Here is a 21,949-nt window from a genome sequence, read left to right as displayed (position 1 = left end):
TTTATATCCTTGACCCTAGCCACCACTATGCCACATCCTTAAATTCACAAATAATCTCTTTTATCAATTCTTGTAAGAAGCCCTCTTGATAGGCAACTTTTTGTTCTTCATGAATCAACTTTCCTAACATTGTTAATTGATGTTCCTTAAGACTATCTAGTTTCTTTAACCGGCTGTTACTCAGAGTCAAGTCAGATTTTGCTAATGTAAAATTTTGTTGGTTCATTCCTAAAAATTTTAATTGAGAACCAAAAGTGTTTTTCAATTTTTGAGCCATTCCTAAACCTTCAGGATCAATATCACCGCTATAATAGATAACAGTTCCAGTAGCTGCTAATTTACGCAATAGCTGCCAAATAGCAAAGGTGAATTGACCACTAGAGCAAAGAATTGGCACCTCTGGTAGTAATTCCACTAAAATCGAGTAAATACCAGAGTTCTCTACTACCAAAACCTTCTCCCCAATATAAGGATAAATCGTCGTCATTCGTAAAATTTCTTTTAAAGGAACATTCCAACTAATTCCTTCAATACAAGCCTGTCGCCACATTTGATTTTCTTTATTTTTTGCATCTTGTGCAGTCAATCCTCGGATAGCTGCATAGTTCATAATGTCATCCTTCAATAAGTAAAATTCATTTAGTAAACCATGACGTTGCTCCGCTTTTTCCAACTCAATTTGATTCTCTGGCAGTTGAGTTGACATTGCTGTCAGCATTTGTAAAAATAACACTCCGCCATCATTATTTTCATCAAATGCATGTGGCAACCCTGTAACTTTATAAGCAAATACTGGCAAGCGTAAAAAATCATTTTTAGGCAAGCTTTTTATAGCGTTTGATACTTGATTAAAGATAAGCAAATTCGGCAGTTTCTTCTTCCACCACTCTTTCAGTTGACGCTCTGTTAGTAATGAGGTAAAGCTAGCATCAATAGCTTTTACAGCCGCTTTAAAATGTTCAAAAGCAAGTGCTTCTGACTGTTCGAACGTTGCTTTTAAAGCTAATGGTTTCTTCATAATAAAAACAACAAAATCTGATAATGTCCATTCTAAGATACTTTCTACAAAAGCTTGCTCTAAATCTACAATCCGAATTCGTTTCTTTTGATCCCAAGAAAGGACTGTCATGCCAAGAAAAGATCGCAATGGATCCGTGTCAACTTTGCTAAAAAGAGACAAGCCAACACTATTTCCAAATGCTCCATTCAACCAGTACCGACGCCATAATTCCTTACCTAACACATGAAAAACAGGCTGTTTAAAGTATTCTTTAGGATCAGACAAGTTCCTCACCTCCTGTTAGCAAATGCTTCTTTTGCCCATCCCAATAATAGCGGATTGTTGTAACAAAATTGACATTCTGTGGTCGTAACAATTCATAAATCGCTAATTTAGAAACAGTAGGGTAATCCCCAAAAAGTGCCTGTGAATTCATCACATAGTTAAAATTAAGCTGCTCACAGGCTTTAAACAGCTCTGCAATATTTTGATCATCAATTCCAGCAAAAGCTTCATCCAATGTAATTACTCGCGGACATTCCTCTCCGGCATCTTCATAACGAGAATAAGTTGCAGCAAATAACGGTAAATACATTGCTATCGCTTTTTCTCCTCCAGAGAATTGATTAAAACGACGATCCGTTAATGGTTGAGGCTGATAGCCTTCATTTGCCCGCTTATATTTCAGCTCAAATTCAAACCAATCTCGATAATCTAACACACTTGCAATTGCTTGGAATAAAGTACTTCGATCATCTGGTTCATTGTGTAATTGTTCTTGAGCTAAACGAACTTTTTCCTGAAAATGGCAAGAAACTACCTCTCGATCATCGTCTGACAAGAGTTCCGTTGGTTTTTCTAATAGGCGAACAAGTTGATTGGTACTAAGATCATGCTCAGAATTAGCAGAGACTCCTTTCCAGCTAATACTTAAAGACAATCCTGAAGAGTTTTTTTGTTCTTGTAGCAACTCGTTCATTTGCGCTACCCATTGCTGGGCTTGCTGAATACGGATCCGAAGGACTTTTCCCACAGATTCCAAAATAACCTTTTTGAAGAGTTGCTCATCATCCTTCTTCAATAACTCTTGTAATGTTAAACGCTGATCTTTCAATCGCTCCAATAACTCACTAGTTGTAGTTAATTGTCCATCTTCTAAAAATCTTGGTTCCTTGTTATGATTAAAGGAAGCAAATTCACCCAGCCCTTGTTCTTCTTCCGCTGACAAATCCACACCACTAACATTCACCAATTCAGGTCGATAACTCTGTAATTGATCTGCGATAAAACCAAACTGATTAGAAAAACGATCTTCTAGCCTTTTCAATTCTTTAACATTTAACTCTTTCCCCTGCTCCTTAGCAATCATTAACAAATCAGTGCTTGGTAGGTTAAATCTTTGCAGCTCTTTTTCAAATAACGCTCGCCAATTACTTTCTAACTTGATTAATAGAACCAATTGAAGGTCCTCATGCTCTATATCTCCTGTAATTTTTGTTCTGGCCTTTTCTAACTTAATTTGTTCTTGATTCAACTGTTTGATTTCTTGTTGGCACTGCCGTTGTTCCTCTGTTGCTGCCATCAATTTAGCAGTGAGTTCTGCAACATTAATGATTTGCTGCTGTGCTTCATTCTCTTTAAGCAGTCGTTCCAATTTAGTTATTTCACCTATTAACACACTCACTTTATCCAACAAACTAAGCTCTTCTTCTTGATAGTTACTAACATGGGAAGCAATGGTCTCTAGCATTTCCTGTTGCCGATCGAGTTCTGATGATTTACTGAACGCCTCATGAAGGTTCTGTTCATAGTTTAGTGCGTATTGTAACGCCTCTTCATACGTTTCCTCTTTTTGATTTAGTTGATCTCCAGCTGCTTTCTCCGTTATGTGCGTCTTTATCATTAAAAGTTGCTGCTGCAAGGTACTTAATTCAGCATTTTTAATTGTTAATTCCTTTTCCTTAGCTGTTAATGCTAGCGCCAAAATTTTTGTTTCCATATATGTTTGATACACTTCTGTTCCTCTTGGACGCTCTTGATAAGCTTCTTCAATTGATTGAAGCTTCTGCTTTTGTTCTCTAATTTGAGTAGAAAGCTCCTGATTTGCTTCTTCTAATTGCAGAATCTCTGTTTTCAGTCTCTTGATTTGCTCCTGACGATAGCGTTCCTGACTGGCAACACCAATAAAGGAAGCCTGATAATCAACAGGCATTTCACCACTAAGGTTGGCAATCTGAAAACGGCCATCTTGATGTATTATTGGTAAGTCTATCATTGGGTTCATCTCATTGTAAAAGATACTATCTAGCACATTTGCAACCTGACTCTGCAACTCAAGAGGCAAATCTGAATTTACAGTTAAAACGCTCGCTAAAGTAGAAGACATTAACTGCGGGTTGGATTTAATCATCCAATCATCTGCCAATTGCAACATTTCCTCACTAATGACACTATCCAAAATACCAGACGTGAATAAAGCTCTTTCGATGCGATTTCGTTCTTCTTCTGTCACATTTGCTTGAAAGTCTACTCCTTCATAAAACAAAACATACTTAGCTTTATCACTCCAGCTCTTTCGATTGCTTTTCCTCCCTTCATGCTGATATGGTTTAGGCGCTTTCTGTCCCTGCCATTCTTCAATTTCCAGTTGAATATCCGCAATTTTAGTTTGATTTTCTTCTAAACGAGCCTCCAAAGGTACTAATGCTAATTGCTCCTTTTTCAAGGTCTCCTGATAAGAAACTGTCAAAGGAGATAGAACAACTTCCTCACGTTCTTCTGTTTCCAACAAATTATCAATGCAATAAAGCAACTCATGGTATTGATTCTTTGATAATTGAAAGGGAGACCTAGTCAACCAGGCATCAATCGCTAATTTCCACTTTTCTAGCTCAGCGAGTCGTGTTTGTTGCCAATGCCGAAGATCTCGTTGCAACTCATCCAGTTCTTGCTGCACATTCCCAACCAAGCGTTCCAGATCCACCTTCTGATTCTCCAAATGTACCAATTTCGATAACATCTGCAATAGTTCACGGAAATGACTTTGTTTTTGACGAACTTGTTCTAACCAATATTTTCGTTCAAAGGTTGTAATAGTTGTACGTAACTTTTCTGAATAGGAACTATCTAACTCCTCGAAACGCAAATAAGAAAGATATTGCTGGTTATCTTGAATGAGTTCTTCTAAATCATTGCAAAGCTCCTCCTGTAAATATTTTCGATTTTCCAATTCCATTTGTTGCTCTTTCACTATCTGCTGCTTTTTCACTAATTGCTCTTTTGTATCAGCTAAATCCTTTGATGTTTGAGTAAGTCGCTTGTTGAGTTCTAACTCCTGATGGACTAAATTCATTCCTTCGTGCTGACTTAATTGTGAGATAGTGGCTGTCAGGGCCTCTACTTCCTGCTCATTTCTCTCAAAATTCTTCCTGTTTTCCAATAAATCTATGTTATGATTTTCCAATTGTTGTTTAAGTTCAGCAACTTGTTTCTCTAATTGTTTCATATCATAAAAAAGCTGGTACCACTTTCCAGCAATTTGAGAGACTAACTCATCATGCCAATTGTGATAATTTTTAGCAAAAGAATTCAATTCTTTCATTTCACGAGTTAAATCCTCCAAACGTTCTCGATGAAGATCGAGTTGTTCAATCGTTTTCGACAATGTCAATAATTCGTCTTCTTTCATTTTCGGTAAGGAATTACGCAAAATGCCATAAATCACAGATGGACGAAAATCCTTAGATAGCTTTGGAGAACGCAGCTGTAATAGCAATGTAATCAATTCGTCAAACTGATCTAAGTGATCGAACCCAAAAATCCGCTGATTGACAAATGATCTATACTCTCTTTGTGTATCAAAAATACGCCCTTTTCCTGCTAAACGATTCTTTAATTTCGCTTTGGTTAAAGGGGTCAATTCCTCTCGATGAAGTTCTTCATAAAGCTCAAAATCTTTGCCTACTCGCTGATTATTTTCAATAGCAAAAAACCATTTTTTGAGCGTTCCGCCTCGATTCGCATGCATCCCAATTCCAACGGTCAAATATTCCTCTCGAGCTTCCCGTTTTACTTCTAAAAATAGATAGCCTATCCCTTCATCTCGTTGAGACACACCTTTTTCACCTAACAAATAATCTTCCATTTTTCGATCTCTGGAACCAAAGGAATCCAAGCGATAGGCACTGGTGTCTCCATCAAATAGCACTGGAAATAAGCTTTGCATCGTCAATGACTTTCCCGATCCATTTGTCCCTCTAAGAAGCATTCGACCTTCTGCTAATTCAAACGTTTCTTTTGTATAATACCAAAAATTTAACAAGCCAACTCGATTCATTACCCATCTATTCGTCATTTTCTTTCCTCATTTCCGCCACCAAACGACCGAAAGCCGGTTGGATAATTATCTTATCCTCTATGCACTCAAACATCCCCCATGAAATGCCTCGATGAAATAGAGTGTCAGATAGCTGACTTAAAGACTTCTCTTTGAACTCCTTTGACCAAAAGCTGCAATAATTTTCTTGCAGCTCCTTCACAAGCCCACTCCATTGTTCCTCAGTTAGGTAGATTTCACCGTAAGCTGTTGGAATGAATTCCTCTTGCCGTAATATCGTGGCTAATTGTATTAAAACCTCATCCACTACTTGTCGACTAGGGAACAATTCCTGCCAATTATCTCGCTGTTCCAATGTAAAAGCTGCATAATCTCGATACAGTTCAAAATGAAAAGGCGTATTACTCTCAACATATTCCTGCGTATAGCGGTAATAATTTCTCATTAAAGCAAAAATGTCCTCATTTTGGGCCGTTCGCTTAATTTGAGGTGTCATTAACAATCGTTGATAAATCACTTGATTCCGTTCGAGACTGCGGCGACTATCCTCTAAGTCTGCTTTAAATTCATTAAAGGACTCATACTGTGTATAAGACTGTGGTGCTCTTGCTAGGAAAGCACGAGCCATTGGTGTCGTCATAAATAAAATCTCTGTGTTGTCTTCCCTTTGCTCAAAATCTGACACTTCTCCTTCAATTCTCTTAATTAACCGTAATTGCTCCATTTTTTTTACAGCTCGCACTAAACTTTTACGATGATTATAATTTGTCCAATCTATCATCAAGGCTTCAGGAATCATGAGTTGAATTCCCTGTACAAGCTCATGCATCATAAAAGGCGCATCTGTTTCCAGTTCCTCTACATAAGCCATACCACAACAAAATAAAGAAAAATCCATAGGCATGATGAATTCATGATTGCCCATCCATGCTTCTAATTGAAATGGACGTTTTAGCACCTGTATATATTGAGGACGTATCGTAACATTTAACCCAAAACGTTGCCGAAATTCTCGTTGAATATACTGCTGATGACGACGTAAAAAGTTGTAGTTTTCAGGTTGATCTTCTCGAATAATCCAAAAATTTTCAACTAACAATTTTACTGCCAGTCCAAACTCTTCTGGTTTCATCCTACCACCCTTTCCATCACGACATAAGGCATAGTTAGCTGACCATCAACACATGCTACTTCAATACTTTGACTTAAATCGATATTAATCGTAACTTCAAAGTCTAATTCAGTCACGATTGTCTGCTGTACTATTTTTTCTATCTGCTGATGATTAGGTACTTGCATTGAAATTGCACTACTGATCCATTTTAAAAACATCTGACGAGCTCCAGCATCTAATCGATCAAGCGTTGAAAAATCAAGTAAGCCCTCCTTGAAATAGCTATCAATCCGTTCACGCTGCGCTAAAACCTTCTGACGATACTGCTCTTGTGCTTCAAACTGAGCGGTCACATTCATTTTGAAACTGGAAGCCTTCCGTTCCTGACGCGCTCCATGTCCTCTTTTATTAAGAAAAAGAGTTCCTGGCGTTAATGTCCAACTATTTTCCCGATTGCTTGTTGCATCGGTACCTTCAGTCACATAAAAATGACGAGAATGCTCTAAACCAAAAATTCCAGCATACATTTTCTGTGCTTCTGACAACTCCTCTACTTTGGAAAACCAACTTGCTAGATGGAGATAATCCTTTTTCCGACTTTGATATTGTCTAATTTCCTGTCCAAAATAATAAATCAAGTTTGTGATCTTGGCGATCATTTGATTGGTTTGCTCCATCAAGTTATCATATTCACTAGGTCGTTGCCCACCACCTATAAACCAATCATGAAGTGCATTCATTTCCCCAACTACCTGATCAGCTACCTCAGATTCAGTAATGCCATCAAAAATAGGAACTTCTTGTTCTTTTAAATATAAACCTGCAATTAACTCCTGCTGATTAATCGTTGAAAATTTTTGAATCACTTCTTGAAACCGAAAATAAAGATTTTGCACACTAACAATAAACTCCCGTAAATAGTTCATGAAATTATCTTTATAAATGAGAAAAGCTTCTGTTTTCATTCGACTATCCACTTCCGGACTTGTAATATAGCGGATGTAATTTGCTGTTTTTTTACGAATCTGCCCAAACTCGGCACGAATGTCCAACCATAATTCTACTGGATCTCCAGCATGATTAATTAAATCCGTTAGTAATTGTAATAATCTACGGAAGTCCCCTTCATCTAGCGCCCCTTTTGAAACTTGCTTAGAATGTGTTATTTGATAGACCATTTCTTCCACTAGTACACCCGCTTCAGTGATTTGATAACGGAAATTTTTGTTACGCCACTCTTCAATAGATCGAGGTTGGATCATCTCTTGCTGCTTCTCTAAATTTCCCCACGAAACTAAATTTTCCAAATCCTGATCAACTTCTAATTCGCCATAATCTTCTGAATAGTCCTGCTGCATCATTTCTATCACTTCTGGTCGATATAAGGAGCCTTGCATTTGCCGATGACGTTGATAAAAACGCCCCATAATTCGTCTATAACGCTCAAAATTTTCTACTGTCAAATAATTGGCTGGCATTATTTTCTTCATCACTTAAAAACCTCCTAAAAACATATTAATTAAGCAACCATTTGATTTAGAATAATCAGACACCTGATTGGTAACAATAAAAATATCTTCGTCTCTTCTTTCGGTTTAAATTACTTGAAAGTGACTTGCTCTACTTCTCAATATCTATTTCTACAGTAAACTACTATTTATTCAATCCATTATCAACCTCAAGTTGATTATAACACCATTTTGTCTTTATTTTCAGACAATATAAAAAATAAATTCCGTTTAGTTTTGTTAAAAAAACTTAAATCGTACCATTTGTTTTGGATTAATTGATAGAATAGTAAGAGGAATGTGGACGATTTTTCCTTTATATAGCAATATCTTTTTTGTTTGATATCAAAACAAAAAGGCAGAAGCGCCATGATTTAAGCGATTCTAACCTCTATGAAGTTGCTCTTTTTTTCTGATAATGTATTGTTTCATCTCTTCTACATCGTGCTTTTCAGGCTCCCAGCCTTCTATCATATTTGTGCTCAAAACGTACCAGACGCTTTTAAAGTCTTTTTGGGAATCAAATTGTACACCCATGATTGTTAATTTTGATTTATCTATATTTAATGACATAGCAAGCACATCCTTTGATTCGTAGTTAACTACTATTATACTAGATTTTGAGTGAACTTTAAGGAAATGATTCCTATTATTTCACACTAACCTAGTTTTTCAAGCTTCAGGATTATTTAAAGATTAATTGTATCCTATAACAAAACCGAATTTTCGGTTGTTTTTTTCTCTGTTCGCCTTGATTCTCTCTGTCGATTTATTTATACTTAGTGTATAGAATGGAAATAAAAAAGCTGAGTAAGTCCTGATTCAGAACATCACTCAACTTTATGACAATTTAATCCTTGGCACCTTTTTGTTTGGCTGGCACTGAACGGAAATGGTCTTGAAAACATCAGTAAATGTCTACGCAAGTACGCCAATAGTAAACAAATCACTAGCTTTTTTGTCATGTCTCTTTTTGAAGCTACGACTAGAACAGAATGCTAGGTTTCTTTGAGATACTATTGACTTATTCAGGTATTGGACATTGTGCCAATGCTTTTTTTGTTTCTATTCTATGGTTGTTTTTTCTAAAGTTACAGTGTACGGAGTTAAAAATAGAAAAATAAAAAACGGCACCTTACAACCTGACTGGCATCACGTTGCAAGGCCCCGAATAAGCAGCAGTAACTGCATAATCGAGTTGCCGATAGCGCGTACCAAAGTACTCGCATGTTTTATTGTACTTAATTTTGATTGATTTGACTAGGGGTATTAGTGGATTCTTTCATTTTTCTGGCGATTTCATGCGTTCTTTGACGAACTATTGCACACGATGAGGCACAGATAGGTCTGATCGTTTTTTATTTTCCTTTTGGTTTCACAAAAAAGGAATGGATGTGTAATGATGAGTAAAGAACAGAATTTGAAAGCAGTCCCTTATCAGGATATTTTGGATGTACGGAGTGAGTTGATCAAGCTTCGGTCTTGGCAGAAGTCGTTGGTTTATTTGGATGAGTTTTTTAATGGGAAGGTTACGAGGAATAAGAAGGATATGCGGATGCGGTATTATTCTTGTCAGCAGTTGTATCAGGTGTTTTCTGGGGATTTTGAGGAGGTTTTGAAGGAGAGTGAGGAAGTTGTGGGTAGGATGATGCAGAGAGGGAAAGTTAAGTAGGAAAATAACAAATTTTGTGAAGTAAAAAAAGCTAAAATCTATTTGTTTATGATTTTAGCTTTTTAATTATTCAAAAAATGTTCAAATACAACTTATAAAAATCTGATAGTTTTAAACTTCTATAAGATTAAGAGCTCCTATAGATAAAACTCATCAGTTACACTATTTTTTAAAAACACGTAAATTCCAGAAACATATATATTTAAATTTCATAATTTTTTGTTTTAATTTTAGAAAAGTTAATTATTTGGAATTCAATTCTTTTCGCACATTTAAACTTTCTGTATTCAAATTAGACATTCTGTACTTATACTTAAAAAAATTTGAAATACGTTCTTCATGTGTAGACACAATTACTTGATAATCACTAAATTCATTTCTCAATAAATCAACAAAAGCACTCACATTTAATTCATCCATTGATTGTACTGGATCATCAATCAATAGTAATGAAAATTCTTTCGTTGAAAATTTACGATTCATTGCTAGTACTAGCGAAATAACAAAGGCACTTAATTGACCTGTACTTAATTTCGAAAAAATATCAATATCATCATTATAATTTGCTAAAAATTTGAGGTAGGAACCATTTGATTCTATACTCATAAATACTCCTAATCCCCCCGGGTAATTTTGAATTATTTTTCCTGTATAGATATACAATGTAATTTCAAGTTTTGAAATTAACGTCTCTAAATAATTTTTCTTCTGCAAATTATAAATATTGAATACGGAATCAATTTTCTCTTTAAATTTATTCATTTTTGAGTTTTTCTCATACAATTCTTTATATAGTTTATATTCTTTCTCTCTTCTTATTTTTTCACTGTCATAATAACTATATTCAATATATTTCTGTTTTGATTCAATCTTTTCAATTGTTAGCTCATCTAATTGATCTCCATTATTTTTCAACAAATTAGAAAATACTTTTTCATTTTTAGGCATTTGTTCTTCTACCTCATCACTTAAAAGTATTATTAATGCTTGAATTTTATTTTTTAAAATATCGAGGTTGTTCTCTCCATCAGAAACAATATTCGTTTCATCTATCTGGTACTCTGAATACATTATTTCTTGTTTTTCTAAATAATTTTTGCTACTCTCTAATTTTTCTTGAACACCTTTTCCTTCCTCCATCCATTTGCTAAGAAGTACTTCTCCTTGGTGTTTTTCATTAAATTTTTCCATTTCAGAAGCAATTTTTCTTATTTCTTTACTACGTTCTTTTTCCAAAGAAAGAACTTTTTCTGACAAAACATTATTGCTTTTAAAAAGTTCTTTAGCTAATTGATAGGCTTCTTCTAAAGATTTTGTGGAATAAGGTTCTCCACAATATGGACATTGAATCTGTTCTGGATTTTCATCCTCTATAAATTGCTGATGTTTTCCATGCAAATTCTCTCTAGCTTGTTGTAAATTCATTAATATTTTCTCATTAAGGTTAATACTTTTCTTATTTTCCAAAATAGAATTTTGTAATTCTTTAAATGAATCTAGTGAAGATTCTATATACTTAAAAGCATAAGCATATTGCTCCTCTAAAAGCCAATTAATTTTTTGGGTATCATCTGTGGATTCCAACCACCTTTGATTCTTGATTACTTCATTAGCAATAGTTATTATTGGCTCTTTCTTATTTAAAATATCTGGGGAAACAAGCAATAATTTCAATAGTGTTTCTTTACTAGCAAGATTCATAATTTGACGATTTTTTTTATAGATATTAAATTCATTTTTATGACTAACTAAATTTTTTAACTCATCTAACTCTTCTATTATTTCTTTGACATGTTTAGAATCTTCAAAAATATAGTTTTCCTTATCCCAACTATATTCTAATTGATTAAATAATTGAATAAAAGTTATTTGTTCTATTTTCTTCCCTTCACTCTCCACTGAAAAACTCTTTTTACGTTGTTTAGATGCTTCTAATTGTTCTTCTAATTCTTGGATTAATTTGCTTACTCTCTTTCTTACAGTACTTATTTTTTGTAACTCATCATCGGATTCAACCGTATTAAACAATTTTCCTAACTCATCCATCCGCCCTTTTTCACTTTGTTTCAAAAAAGTAGTACTTTCTTCTTGTTGAACATAATGTAATAAATTAAAGTTTGAACCATCTGCATTTAATCCTAACTCTTGATACATTTCTTCTGACTGAATTGGCTGCCTTTCATTATTCTCGATTTTATAGAGCTTACTTGCTTGTTTTACATTTTGGTGACCACCTTTGTTACTATTTGCTTCAAATTCTCTTAAGTAGCAACGTTTTTCTCCACATACTTCAAAAATACCAGTAATGATAATTTTTTTGTTTTTATCATTAGCAAATGGTAAAGTTCTATTTTTAGCTCTATAAGTCGTATCTAAACTTTTTTCACGATTTCTTTCACCTTTAATTAATATTTCGATAGCATCAAAAACTGTTGTCTTACCATAACCATTAGGTCCATCTAAAATGAATAAAGAGTCTGTTGGAATGCTTACTTCTTTTTCTTCCGAAAATAATTTAAAGTTTTCAAATGAAATGGATTTTATTTTACTTTTCATCATCATTTTCTCCTATCCATATATCTAAAACTGTTTCAACATCTATATTTTTGAGTTCCTTATCAGTTTTTATATAGTTGTCAATATTCTCATTTAGTTGATTAACAAAATTAAGTAAATCCTCTTTTACTAAATTTTTTTCTATCGATTCTTTTAATGTTTCAAGCTCATTAGAAGAAACAGATTTAGATAAATATAAAGAGGGGATTTTAATGTAGAATTTTAAAATCATTGAGTAGAAATCTTTTTTTCCATACTTTTTATAATTTTCAAAAAGGTTATGAGTATCCACTGTATTTTCTAAAAATAATTTATAGGTTTCAAATAGACTATCAGTAAAATGATTTTTGAAATCTTTAATTTCACTATGATCAAGAACAATAACGTTTTTCTTGAAATAGTATTCATCTTCTTCTAATTCATAAACAAAGTTATTATTTTCATTTTCCGTAAGGTAAAAGACTAAATGCGTAGTATTATTTTTAACCCTCTGGGGATTTCCTTGTTTTTCCATGACTGTTTGAAATAGACTTTTTTGTTCTGACATCCATTTTTCTACTAGTGCTTCATTCTCAGTTTCGTTAATAATAGAGCAACAATAGAAAGAATTCTTTTCAGTATTAAAAAAGAAATTAGGAATTATACTATCTTGAGTATAATTTAGTTCAGCAAATAGTTGCGTATATATTTGTGTTAAATAATCATTCATTTACTAAATCCTCTCTTATATCTTCGATTTTTTTTAAATTAAGAATATACTGATTCCTTTTTAAATTATTCCCAATTTCATGCTCCTTTTCATCTACACTATCAAATTCCTCATCTGTCGTTAATCTACCGCTATAAAAATCGCCAATATTTCTTGTTCCTGTTTCTAAATTTTTGGTAATTAAATAGTTTACTTCGTAAATCATATCAATAGGAAATAACTTATTAGCCTTATTTCTATTAAACTCAGCTTTATATTCTTCTAGATATTCAAAATCGCCCACCATTCCTGTGGGATAATATATTATTTTATCATTAGAGACCATTGAATAGTTTTTAGTATTATCGTTAAATTTCATCAAATGATAAAAATATTTTTTCGAAAATTGTTTATAAATAAAGTCTATTCCATATTTGTCAATTTTATAATTATCTTTGTTATAATCCTTGATAACAATATGTGGAAACATCTTAATAATTACATTTATTGCCTCCTCTAAATCTAGATTTTTCAAGGTGGTGAATAACGTCTGGTTTAAGTAACAACTAGCATTTCCCTTGCAGACCTCACTGAGCTCGCACTTAAAATTACAATAGTTTTCTAAGCAATCATTGCATAATCGATTGATAATCTGTCCGTAATAATATTTATCATCAGGAATTAAAACGCTGTCATTATTGAGACATTCTTGAATCTCTTGAAAACTAATTTTCTTCTGCTTAATATTTTTAGAGGCTCTAAGCCTAATATGATCTCCCATAAAGAAAAATAACTGAATTTTGTATTTTTCAGAATCACCAACTTTTTCTTCCCGATGATTCAATTCAAAGTTTTTATTAATTTCTTTTTCAATCAATTCCTCAATTGTATCGGATGGACAGTAATAAATTATTTTATTTCCACTCTCATATTCTTGTCTACAAATTTTTTGTTGTACTTTATTATAGGGTATGTTCTTCATATATAGATATATATCTTTTTCTGCATCGGTTAATTTATTTTCATTATACTTTTCTTTCATTTTTTGTAGTTCTATTTCATATCTATTTTCAAATTTTTCACCCCAATCTACTATTTCAACTACACTATGGAAAACCAACTCAACCGTCTCATTTTTTTTTGCTGAACTTCTAGCATATAATTTTAATATCGCTTCCATATATCCTGATACATTCTTTTTCGTATATTGTGCCTTCACTTGATTTAATTCGATTAAATCATTATCCTCATATATATCAAAATCCTCTTCACCTTCAACTAAAAAACTATACCTAGAAATCTCTTCTGATTTTCCTTCTTCAAGCAAATCATTAATTCGTTTTAACACTTGATAAAGCGTAACTTTCCCTTGATACTCAAACCCATGCCAACTAGCACTCGCATCATTTTTCACTTTTTACCCTTCCTTTACAATTAATTTATTTTCCAATTGTTATCTTCAAGAAAATGGTCAAGCTCTCCTTCTAACTCGGCATCATACATATATTTATGTAATTTTTCACTTATATCGTCCTTTTCTATAGCATCGGTACTTTTAATACGCCAAATTGGAACACTATGATAATCCAATATCTCATCCTTTTTTTTATCTCGAATTTGTTGTTCATATTCATCATGATATTTACCATCTAATTCAATAGCTAAAATTGGTTTGTTTGTAAGTTCACTGATGATAGTAAAATCTAAATGCGTATTTTTATTGAGAGCAAACTTTTTCAATTCTAAGTTAGAGTCTAAAAATTCCTTATCTCTAGCAATATCAGCTAAAGGTAATTTCATTTGAATGATAAAGCCAGGATACTTTTGTAGTACCTGTTTCATAATTTTGTGTAATTGCTTTTCCCATAAACTGTCATAGTCTTTTTCTTTTTTGTAATATGGGAGTTGTTTGTACAAATAAGCAAAAATTGAATTAACATTAGATTCAAGAACATTTCCGTAAGTTTCAATATATTCAATCAAATCTTTTAAGCCATGATTCATTTCTTTAAAAAAATAGTCATGTGTAAATAGAATTAATTCCTCTTCTGCTCGAGAAACTGCAACATTCACTGTCTGGTTTCCTAAAAGGTCACTTTTTTGAAGATGTGAACTTTCTTTTGTTAAAACAGTAGAAAGTAATACTCTCTTATTTTCTCTACCTTGAAATTTATAAATAGTTCCAATACAATGTTCCAATTCTGGTAAAGCTGCGATTAAATTCTCTTCTTGTTTTCCATAAGGCGTAATTACGGATACATTCTTCTTATTATTTTTTAAATATAAAATAATTTCTCTTTCTTCAATTTTATTGAAATAACTATTTTGTCCATTTTTTCTTATCCCAGTACTTGAGTTTTTCTCTTTATTCAAGGGCATTATTTTCAAACTATCCACAAATGAATTTTTTGAATAAACAATTAGCTCTCCATCATAAAATTTTTTATTACAGTAATTAATAATATTAAAATCACATCTGTAATGCTCTTTTAATAGAACCGTTGGCGGTTGACAAACATGCATTATTGAATCTAAAAAATTTGTATTCGAAAAACTATAATTATTGTCTATTTCATATAATTTCGTTAGTTTCATATCATATTCTTTAAGTTCATTAGCAACAATATGAGAAAGTTGTTTTGAATCTCCAACAACGACTATTTGTTCTGCAGTATTTAAAGTTGGTAATATTGAAATAATATTTGTTTGAGAAGCTTCATCAACAATGACCATATCATATTTCCTATAACCTACATTAGATGCGACTGAATCTATTGTTGTTAAAATAACTGGATATGTATCCAAAATTTCTTTTTTTATATCTGAAAACTTAGCAAAATCACTTTCTAAAGTATCTAGTATCTTCGAAATATTTTGTTGTTTATTTTGAAAAATACGTCTAACAGAATCATTTATTTGATTAAGTGACTCAATTTTATACTCTTCATATTTATTTTTAAGTTCTTCTTCAATAATTGGAATTGCAGCTATTTTATTCTCTAAATAATTAATCATTTTTATTGCATACAATTTTTCCAAACGCCACTGATATAACGTATAGTTTTCAATATCGACTGCAGGGGCTGAAAATCTTAACTTAAAATATGCTTTACTTAATATATTAGCTGGTTTTGTTCTTTGCTTTCTTAAAAAATTAATCTCATTCTTTAATTGGCTTGGAAAAGTAAAAAATTTGTTAACTACGATATCCATTTTTTCATTCCCGTAAGTTGCTAACTTCTTTTCTATATGTCTTTTTTGTGTTTTTAACTCATTTAATAAATTTTTTTGATCAATTAATTGTTCTAATTGCTTCTCTTTTTCATCTATCTCACTCTTAAGATCTATCAAATTAACTCTTTCAAGATTAGAATCTATTTGGAAATTTTGTTTACTATCTCTAATAATTTTTGTGTGTATTTCACTCATGAGTGTCTCAATATAAGGCTTACTACTTCCTAATCTAACTGAAAAGTTAAATAAGTTCTCTAAATTACTAAGTTTCTCATTAACATTGTCAATTGCACTATTATTATTTGAAACAACTAGTACTCTCTTACCTTTTATAATTGAATTGCAAATGATATTTAAAATAGTTTGTGTTTTTCCCGTACCTGGTGGTCCTTGAATAATAGATATATCATACATTAATGCATTTTTTATTGCTTCTTTTTGAGACAAGTTTGAAGTAAATGGAAGGATAAGTTCTGGTTCAATAGTAAGCTTTCTTTCAGACATGTTCCCTTCTAAAAATTTTTTTAAAACTTTTTTATTATAAATCGATTTTTCATCATTAAGAATTTCATTTTTAATATGACTTAAACTATAATTTAATCCTTCATCTTCACTAATTCCATGTTCTAAAATATTTTTTTCAATCATTTGCTGGGTAAGTTTATTTAAATAAATGTAATTTTTTCTTTTTGATCTTCCAAAATCAGGTGCTTTTTTTGTCATCTTGTTGTCTTTCTTATTAGATGATATACTACGTGTTTCAATTTCAGAATGATGTCCTAAAAGCCTTAAATCTTCCATTTTTTCTATAGAATAATTGAAATTTTTATTTCCAACAAACAAACCTGTCAATTTTCCATTATCTGAAATAAAATTTACTTTTTTTACTTCATGAGTTCTAGTACGTCCATTGTTATTTGTATATTCAAAAACAAACATTTTACCGTCGCGTTCGCGTTCACGTAAAAATTGAAGGATATTCAAAACACCACTCCTTTATATTTAAACTTATTAAATATGTTAATAATACATGCTACTATATTACTACAATTACCAACTTTTAGATACATATATATTCATATTTGTATAAGAATGAATTAAAATAATTTTGCTTATATAAAAATAAGTTGTATACTCTAAAATTGACCACTTAGTGGTTAAAACGTTCCATTCCAAAATATAGTTTATAAAAATAGACTTTCATAATTTTTGACCCCGTTGTAAGTTATATTTCTAGGTAAAACAAAAAGCCAGAAACGCCATTAATAAAGCGTTTCTGACCTGTATTTGTAGGTTACCCTACACTGCCTTCCATCTCATAACTAATCAATCGATTCAATTCAACCGCATACTCCATCGGCAACTCCTTCGTAAACGGCTCCACAAATCCCATAACGATCATCTCAGTTGCTTCTTGCTCTGACAAACCACGGCTCATAAGATAATAAAGCTGTTCTTCCGAAATTTTCGAAACCTTCGCTTCATGCTCCAACGCCACCTGACTGTTATGGATCTCATTAAACGGAATCGTATCTGATTTCGATTTATCATCCATGATGATCGTGTCACACTCAATATGTGAAATCGAACCAGCACTATCTTTGGCAAAGGTTACTTGACCACGATAGTTCACTTCTCCGCCATCTTTAGCGATCGATTTTGAGACGATCGAGCTTGATGTGTTCGGTGCGTTATGAATCATTTTTGCCCCTGTATCTTGGATTTGGTTTTCGCCGGCGAATGCGATCGATAGCATCGTGCCGCGTGCGCCTTTTCCATCTAGATAGACACTTGGGTATTTCATCGTTGCTTTTGCTCCTAGGTTTCCATCGATCCACTCAACGGTTGCACCTTCGTAAGCTTTGGCACGTTTGGTTACTAGGTTATATACGTTATCTGACCAGTTTTGGATCGTTGTGTAACGTGTATAGGCATCTTTATGCGTGAAGATCTCAACGATTGCTGCGTGTAAGCTATTGCTTGTGTACGTAGGTGCGGTACAGCCTTCTACATAATGAACACTTGCGCCTTCATCCACGATGATCAACGTACGTTCAAATTGTCCGGTATTTTCCGCATTGATCCGGAAGTAGGTTTGTAATGGGACGTCTACGCGAACGCCTTTCGGTACATAGATAAAGGTTCCACCGGACCAAACCGCAGAGTTTAGTGCAGCTAATTTGTTATCTGTTGGTGGCACTAATTTTGAGAAGTATTTCTTGAATAAATCAGGGTATTCTTTCAACGCTGAATCTGTATCGGTAAAGATGATCCCTAATTTTTGGAATTCTTCTTTCATATTGTGGTAAACCACTTCTGATTCGTATTGGGCAGAAGCACCAGCTAAGTAAGCACGTTCTGCTTCTGGGATACCGATTTTTTCAAAGGTTTCTTTGATTTTATCTGGTACATCGTCCCAGTCGCGAGCAGGTTTGTCGCTGGCTCTTTGGAAATATTTGATCTTATCAAAATCGATATCTGATAAATCTGGTCCCCAGTCCTGCATTTTCATTTTATTGAATTGTTCTAATGATTTCAAACGGAATTCTAGCATCCATTCTGGTTCTTCTTTTTTACGTGAAATTTCTCTAACGACTTCCTCTGTTAGTCCATCTCCCGTACTGAAGATTGGTTTCACATCATCGTGGAAACCAAATTTATATTCTTCTAACTCTGGTACGTTGCTCATTATTTCACCTTCCCTTAAATATAAGTTCGAACTCTAAATACGAATAAACGGTGGGAGCAGAAGCAACCCTTTCGGAAATAAGCTGAAATTAACAAAAATTTGAAAAGCAATTTTCGTTAATTCCTTCTTATTTCTCAGGGTTAAGCACTTCTGTCCCATCCTCTCTTGATTTGTATTTTTATTCTTCGGAGTGTAATTGTCCTGCAGTCCCTTGTCCGTCATTTTCCACAGCTTGCTCTAATGCTTTCCACGCTAATGTGGCGCATTTGATCCGTGCTGGGAATTTTGCTACGCCGCCAAGCATCGCTGCATCACCAAGTTTTTCTTCATCTGATACCTCATTGCCTTGCACCAATTGGGAGAAATCTTCCGCAAGCTGCTCTGCTTCAGTTAAGCTTTTTCCGATGACTGCATCAGTCATCATGCTGGCACTTGCAGTACTGATCGAACAGCCGCTGCCGTTAAAAGCGATATCTTTGATGATATTATCCTGGATATCCAACTGTAATTCGATCACATCACCGCACGTCGGATTATTCATTTCGATTGTTTGACTTGACGCATCCAAGCTTCCATGATGATGCGGATGGCTAGAATGGTCTAAAATCACTTGACGGTATAAATTATCTAATTTAGAGAGAGCCATGTTGGAAAAACTCCTTTGTCGCTAAAATTGCTTCGATCAATCGATCCGCATCTGCTTTTGTATTATAGAGATAAAAGCTTGCTCTAGCTGTTGCTGCTACGTCTAAATACTTCAGTAATGGCTGGGCACAATGATGTCCTGCCCGAACTGCCACACCCTCCATATCTAAAGCTGTCGCTGTATCATGGGGATGCAGTCCATCTAAATTAAACGCGATCACACCCGTATGATGCGCAGGATCTTGTGGTCCGTAAACCGTCAGACCTTCGATCGCTAATAGTTTTGGCAATACATACTCTACTAATTCTGCTTCATGTTGATGGATATTGTCCAAACCGATCTCATTGAGAAAATCGATTGCGGCACCTAATGCGATTGCGCCGCCAATATTTGGCGTTCCTGCTTCGAACTTCCATGGCAATTCTTTCCATGTACTATCATACAAATTCACAAAATCGATCATTTCTCCACCGAATTCGATGGGTTCCATTTGATCTAGTAATTCACGTTTTCCATATAATACACCAATTCCAGTCGGACCACACATTTTATGCCCACTGAATGCATAAAAATCTGCGTCAATTGCTTGAACATCCACTGGCATATGCGGTACCGCTTGGGCACCATCGACAACTAAGACAGCACCATGACTGTGCGCTAATTCAGCTAGTTCTTTAACTGGATTGATCACGCCTAAGACGTTAGAGACATGAGCGATAGAAACGATCTTGGTTTTGTCCGTGATTTGCTGTTTCGCGCTTTCCATATCTAAAAAGCCGTCTGCTGTAATATCGATGTATTTCAACGTTGCCCCTTTACGTTCGGCTAATTGCTGCCACGGAATGATGTTTGAATGGTGTTCCATATAAGAGATCACGATTTCATCACCAGCTTGTACGGCTAGATCACCATAGCTTTTTGCGACCCAGTTCAAGCTGGTCGTTGTGCCTCGCGTGAATAATGTTTCAGCTGTTTCTTTGGCATTGATAAAGGCTCTAACTTTTTCACGAGCCGCTTCATAGTCTTTTGTTGCCCGTTCAGCTAAAGTATGCACACCACGATGGACATTGGCGTTATCATGTTCGTAATAATAAGTCAGTCTATCCAAAACTGCTTTGGGTTTTTGAGTTGTTGCTGCATTATCCAGATAAACAAGCGGCTCGTCATTTACTTCTTGAAACAAGATGGGAAACTGTTGCCGAATCTTATCTGCGTTTATCATGCATTCAACTTCCCTTCAATAACATCTATAAATTCTTTTTGGACTTCTTTGACCGGTATCGCTGTAATCACTGAGCCTAAGAAACCACGAATGACCAAACGTTCTGCTTCTTCTTTGCGCAGACCACGACTCATCAAATAATACATTTCTTCTGGATCGACACGACCAACACTGGCCGCATGTCCTGCAGTTACTTCATTTTCATCAATCAATAAAATTGGGTTCGCATCACCGCGCGCTTTGTCAGAAAGCATTAAGACACGGCTTTCTTGTTGCGCATCTGCTCCTTTAGCCCCTTTTAAGATATGACCGATTCCGTTGAAGGTCAATGTTCCTTTTTCACGAATAACTCCGTGTTGTAAAATGTGCCCTACAGAATGAGACGCTTTATTGGTTACACGCGTATCGATTCCTTGTGTTTGTTTGCCGGCACTGATTGCCACAACTTTGACTTCTGAGTGAGAGCCTTCGCCTACTAAGTCAGAATCAAAATCAGCAACCACATCGCCATCATTCATAACACCGATCGCCCAGTCAACTGAGGCATCGCGCATGATATGACCACGGCGGTTCATATAAGTCGAAAGGTTTTCACCTAATTGATCGACTGCTGAATACTTCACTTTTGAGCCAGCTTTGGCAATCACCTCAACAACGATGTTTGCCGAAACTTTTGCTTTACGTTCACCGATCGTTTGGAATCGTTCTAAATAACTGAATTCACTATGCTCATCTGCAATGATCAAAACATGTTTGAAGAAGGGTTGTTCACTATCTGAATCTTGGATAAAGATCGATTCGATCGGTTCTTCGATCACAACATTTTTGGGTACATATAAGAACACACCGCTATTCATAAACGCTGTATGGAAAGCTGTCAGCTTGTCTTCATCCATCTCCACAGCTTTTGTCATATAGTATTCTTTGACTAGATCACCATGTTCCTGCATCGCAGTGAACAGATCAGTGAAGATCACGCCTTGGTCAGCTAATTTTGCTGAAAGTTGTTCAAATGCTGTGATCGATCCTTGCTGTACAATGACTGGATTGTCTTTCATTGCATCAAAGCTAGGAATATTCATCGCTTGTGGTGAATATTCGTCTGTATTTACATTAAACAAAGGCCAACGGTGAAATTTCACCCGTTCGATCTTTGGTAATTCTAAGTGTTCAGCTTTTTCTAAAGCCGCTGCGCGCAAGTCCGTCATCCATGAGGGTTCTTCGTTACGTGCTGAAAAAGCTTTGATGTCGTCAAGATAATTTGCTGTTGTGATATCTTTCATT

General features: G+C 34.3%; 14 protein-coding genes. 1 reads left to right on the top strand and 13 read right to left on the bottom strand.

The features are described 5' to 3' along the window. Window positions 1-25: 25 nt before the first annotated feature. From CC204_RS01695 to CC204_RS01675, 5 genes are all read right to left on the bottom strand, one after another. A complete protein-coding gene (locus CC204_RS01695) occupies window positions 26-1,285 on the bottom strand; it encodes a DUF2399 domain-containing protein (protein ID WP_162288312.1) in 1,260 nt (419 codons plus the stop codon). Further along, window positions 1,278-5,354: a TIGR02680 family protein gene (locus CC204_RS01690; protein ID WP_088268518.1), complete on the bottom strand. Its 4,077-nt coding sequence runs from the start codon at window positions 5,352-5,354 to the stop codon at window positions 1,278-1,280. The genes CC204_RS01695 and CC204_RS01690 overlap by 8 nt, the downstream gene beginning before the upstream one ends. Next, window positions 5,344-6,468, bottom strand: a complete 1,125-nt coding sequence (locus CC204_RS01685) for a TIGR02678 family protein (protein ID WP_088268517.1) — start codon at window positions 6,466-6,468, stop codon at window positions 5,344-5,346. The genes CC204_RS01690 and CC204_RS01685 overlap by 11 nt, the downstream gene beginning before the upstream one ends. Beyond that, window positions 6,465-7,940, bottom strand: a complete 1,476-nt coding sequence (locus tag CC204_RS01680) for a TIGR02677 family protein (RefSeq protein ID WP_086279689.1) — start codon at window positions 7,938-7,940, stop codon at window positions 6,465-6,467. Before CC204_RS01680 ends, CC204_RS01685 begins: the two co-directional genes overlap by 4 nt. Window positions 7,941-8,342: 402 nt before the next feature. After that, complete coding sequence (locus CC204_RS01675; protein WP_088268516.1) at window positions 8,343-8,531, bottom strand: hypothetical protein; 189 nt, start codon at window positions 8,529-8,531, stop codon at window positions 8,343-8,345. 829 nt (window positions 8,532-9,360) lie between these two features. On the opposite strand from CC204_RS01675, the gene CC204_RS01670 reads away from it, so the two are divergent. After that, on the top strand, window positions 9,361-9,630 hold the full coding sequence (locus CC204_RS01670) for a hypothetical protein (protein ID WP_088271629.1): 270 nt from the start codon (window positions 9,361-9,363) through the stop codon (window positions 9,628-9,630). 243 nt (window positions 9,631-9,873) lie between these two features. Here CC204_RS01670 and CC204_RS01665 read toward each other — a convergent pair whose 3' ends face one another. The 8 genes from CC204_RS01665 to sufD form a co-directional block, all read right to left on the bottom strand. Then, window positions 9,874-12,186: an AAA family ATPase gene (locus tag CC204_RS01665; RefSeq protein WP_162288311.1), complete on the bottom strand. Its 2,313-nt coding sequence runs from the start codon at window positions 12,184-12,186 to the stop codon at window positions 9,874-9,876. Further along, window positions 12,176-12,895 carry an ABC-three component system middle component 1 gene (locus CC204_RS01660; RefSeq protein WP_088268514.1) on the bottom strand — a complete coding sequence of 240 codons (720 nt, stop codon included), beginning with the start codon at window positions 12,893-12,895 and terminating at the stop codon, window positions 12,176-12,178. The genes CC204_RS01665 and CC204_RS01660 overlap by 11 nt, the downstream gene beginning before the upstream one ends. Then, on the bottom strand, window positions 12,888-14,288 hold the full coding sequence (locus CC204_RS01655; RefSeq protein WP_088268513.1) for an ABC-three component system protein: 1,401 nt from the start codon (window positions 14,286-14,288) through the stop codon (window positions 12,888-12,890). The genes CC204_RS01660 and CC204_RS01655 overlap by 8 nt, the downstream gene beginning before the upstream one ends. A gap of 20 nt (window positions 14,289-14,308) precedes the next feature. Next, entirely contained in the window at window positions 14,309-17,092 is a 2,784-nt protein-coding gene (locus CC204_RS01650) for an AAA domain-containing protein (RefSeq protein WP_088268512.1), read from the bottom strand. Window positions 17,093-17,402: 310 nt separating this feature from the next. Beyond that, a complete protein-coding gene (gene sufB / locus CC204_RS01645) occupies window positions 17,403-18,797 on the bottom strand; it encodes a Fe-S cluster assembly protein SufB (protein WP_088268511.1) in 1,395 nt (464 codons plus the stop codon). Between the two features lie 178 nt (window positions 18,798-18,975). Next, window positions 18,976-19,443 carry a Fe-S cluster assembly sulfur transfer protein SufU gene (sufU, locus tag CC204_RS01635; protein WP_088268509.1) on the bottom strand — a complete coding sequence of 156 codons (468 nt, stop codon included), beginning with the start codon at window positions 19,441-19,443 and terminating at the stop codon, window positions 18,976-18,978. Then, window positions 19,430-20,665: a cysteine desulfurase gene (locus CC204_RS01630; protein WP_088268508.1), complete on the bottom strand. Its 1,236-nt coding sequence runs from the start codon at window positions 20,663-20,665 to the stop codon at window positions 19,430-19,432. Before CC204_RS01630 ends, sufU begins: the two co-directional genes overlap by 14 nt. Next, a complete protein-coding gene (gene sufD, locus CC204_RS01625) occupies window positions 20,662-21,948 on the bottom strand; it encodes a Fe-S cluster assembly protein SufD (RefSeq protein WP_088268507.1) in 1,287 nt (428 codons plus the stop codon). Before sufD ends, CC204_RS01630 begins: the two co-directional genes overlap by 4 nt. Window position 21,949 lies beyond the last annotated feature (1 nt).

It is taken from the genome of Enterococcus wangshanyuanii (genome assembly GCF_002197645.1).
Taxonomy (GTDB): domain Bacteria; phylum Bacillota; class Bacilli; order Lactobacillales; family Enterococcaceae; genus Enterococcus_L; species Enterococcus_L wangshanyuanii.
Note: the sequence above shows the minus strand (reverse complement) of the source record. Positions and strands in the feature narration are given on the sequence as shown.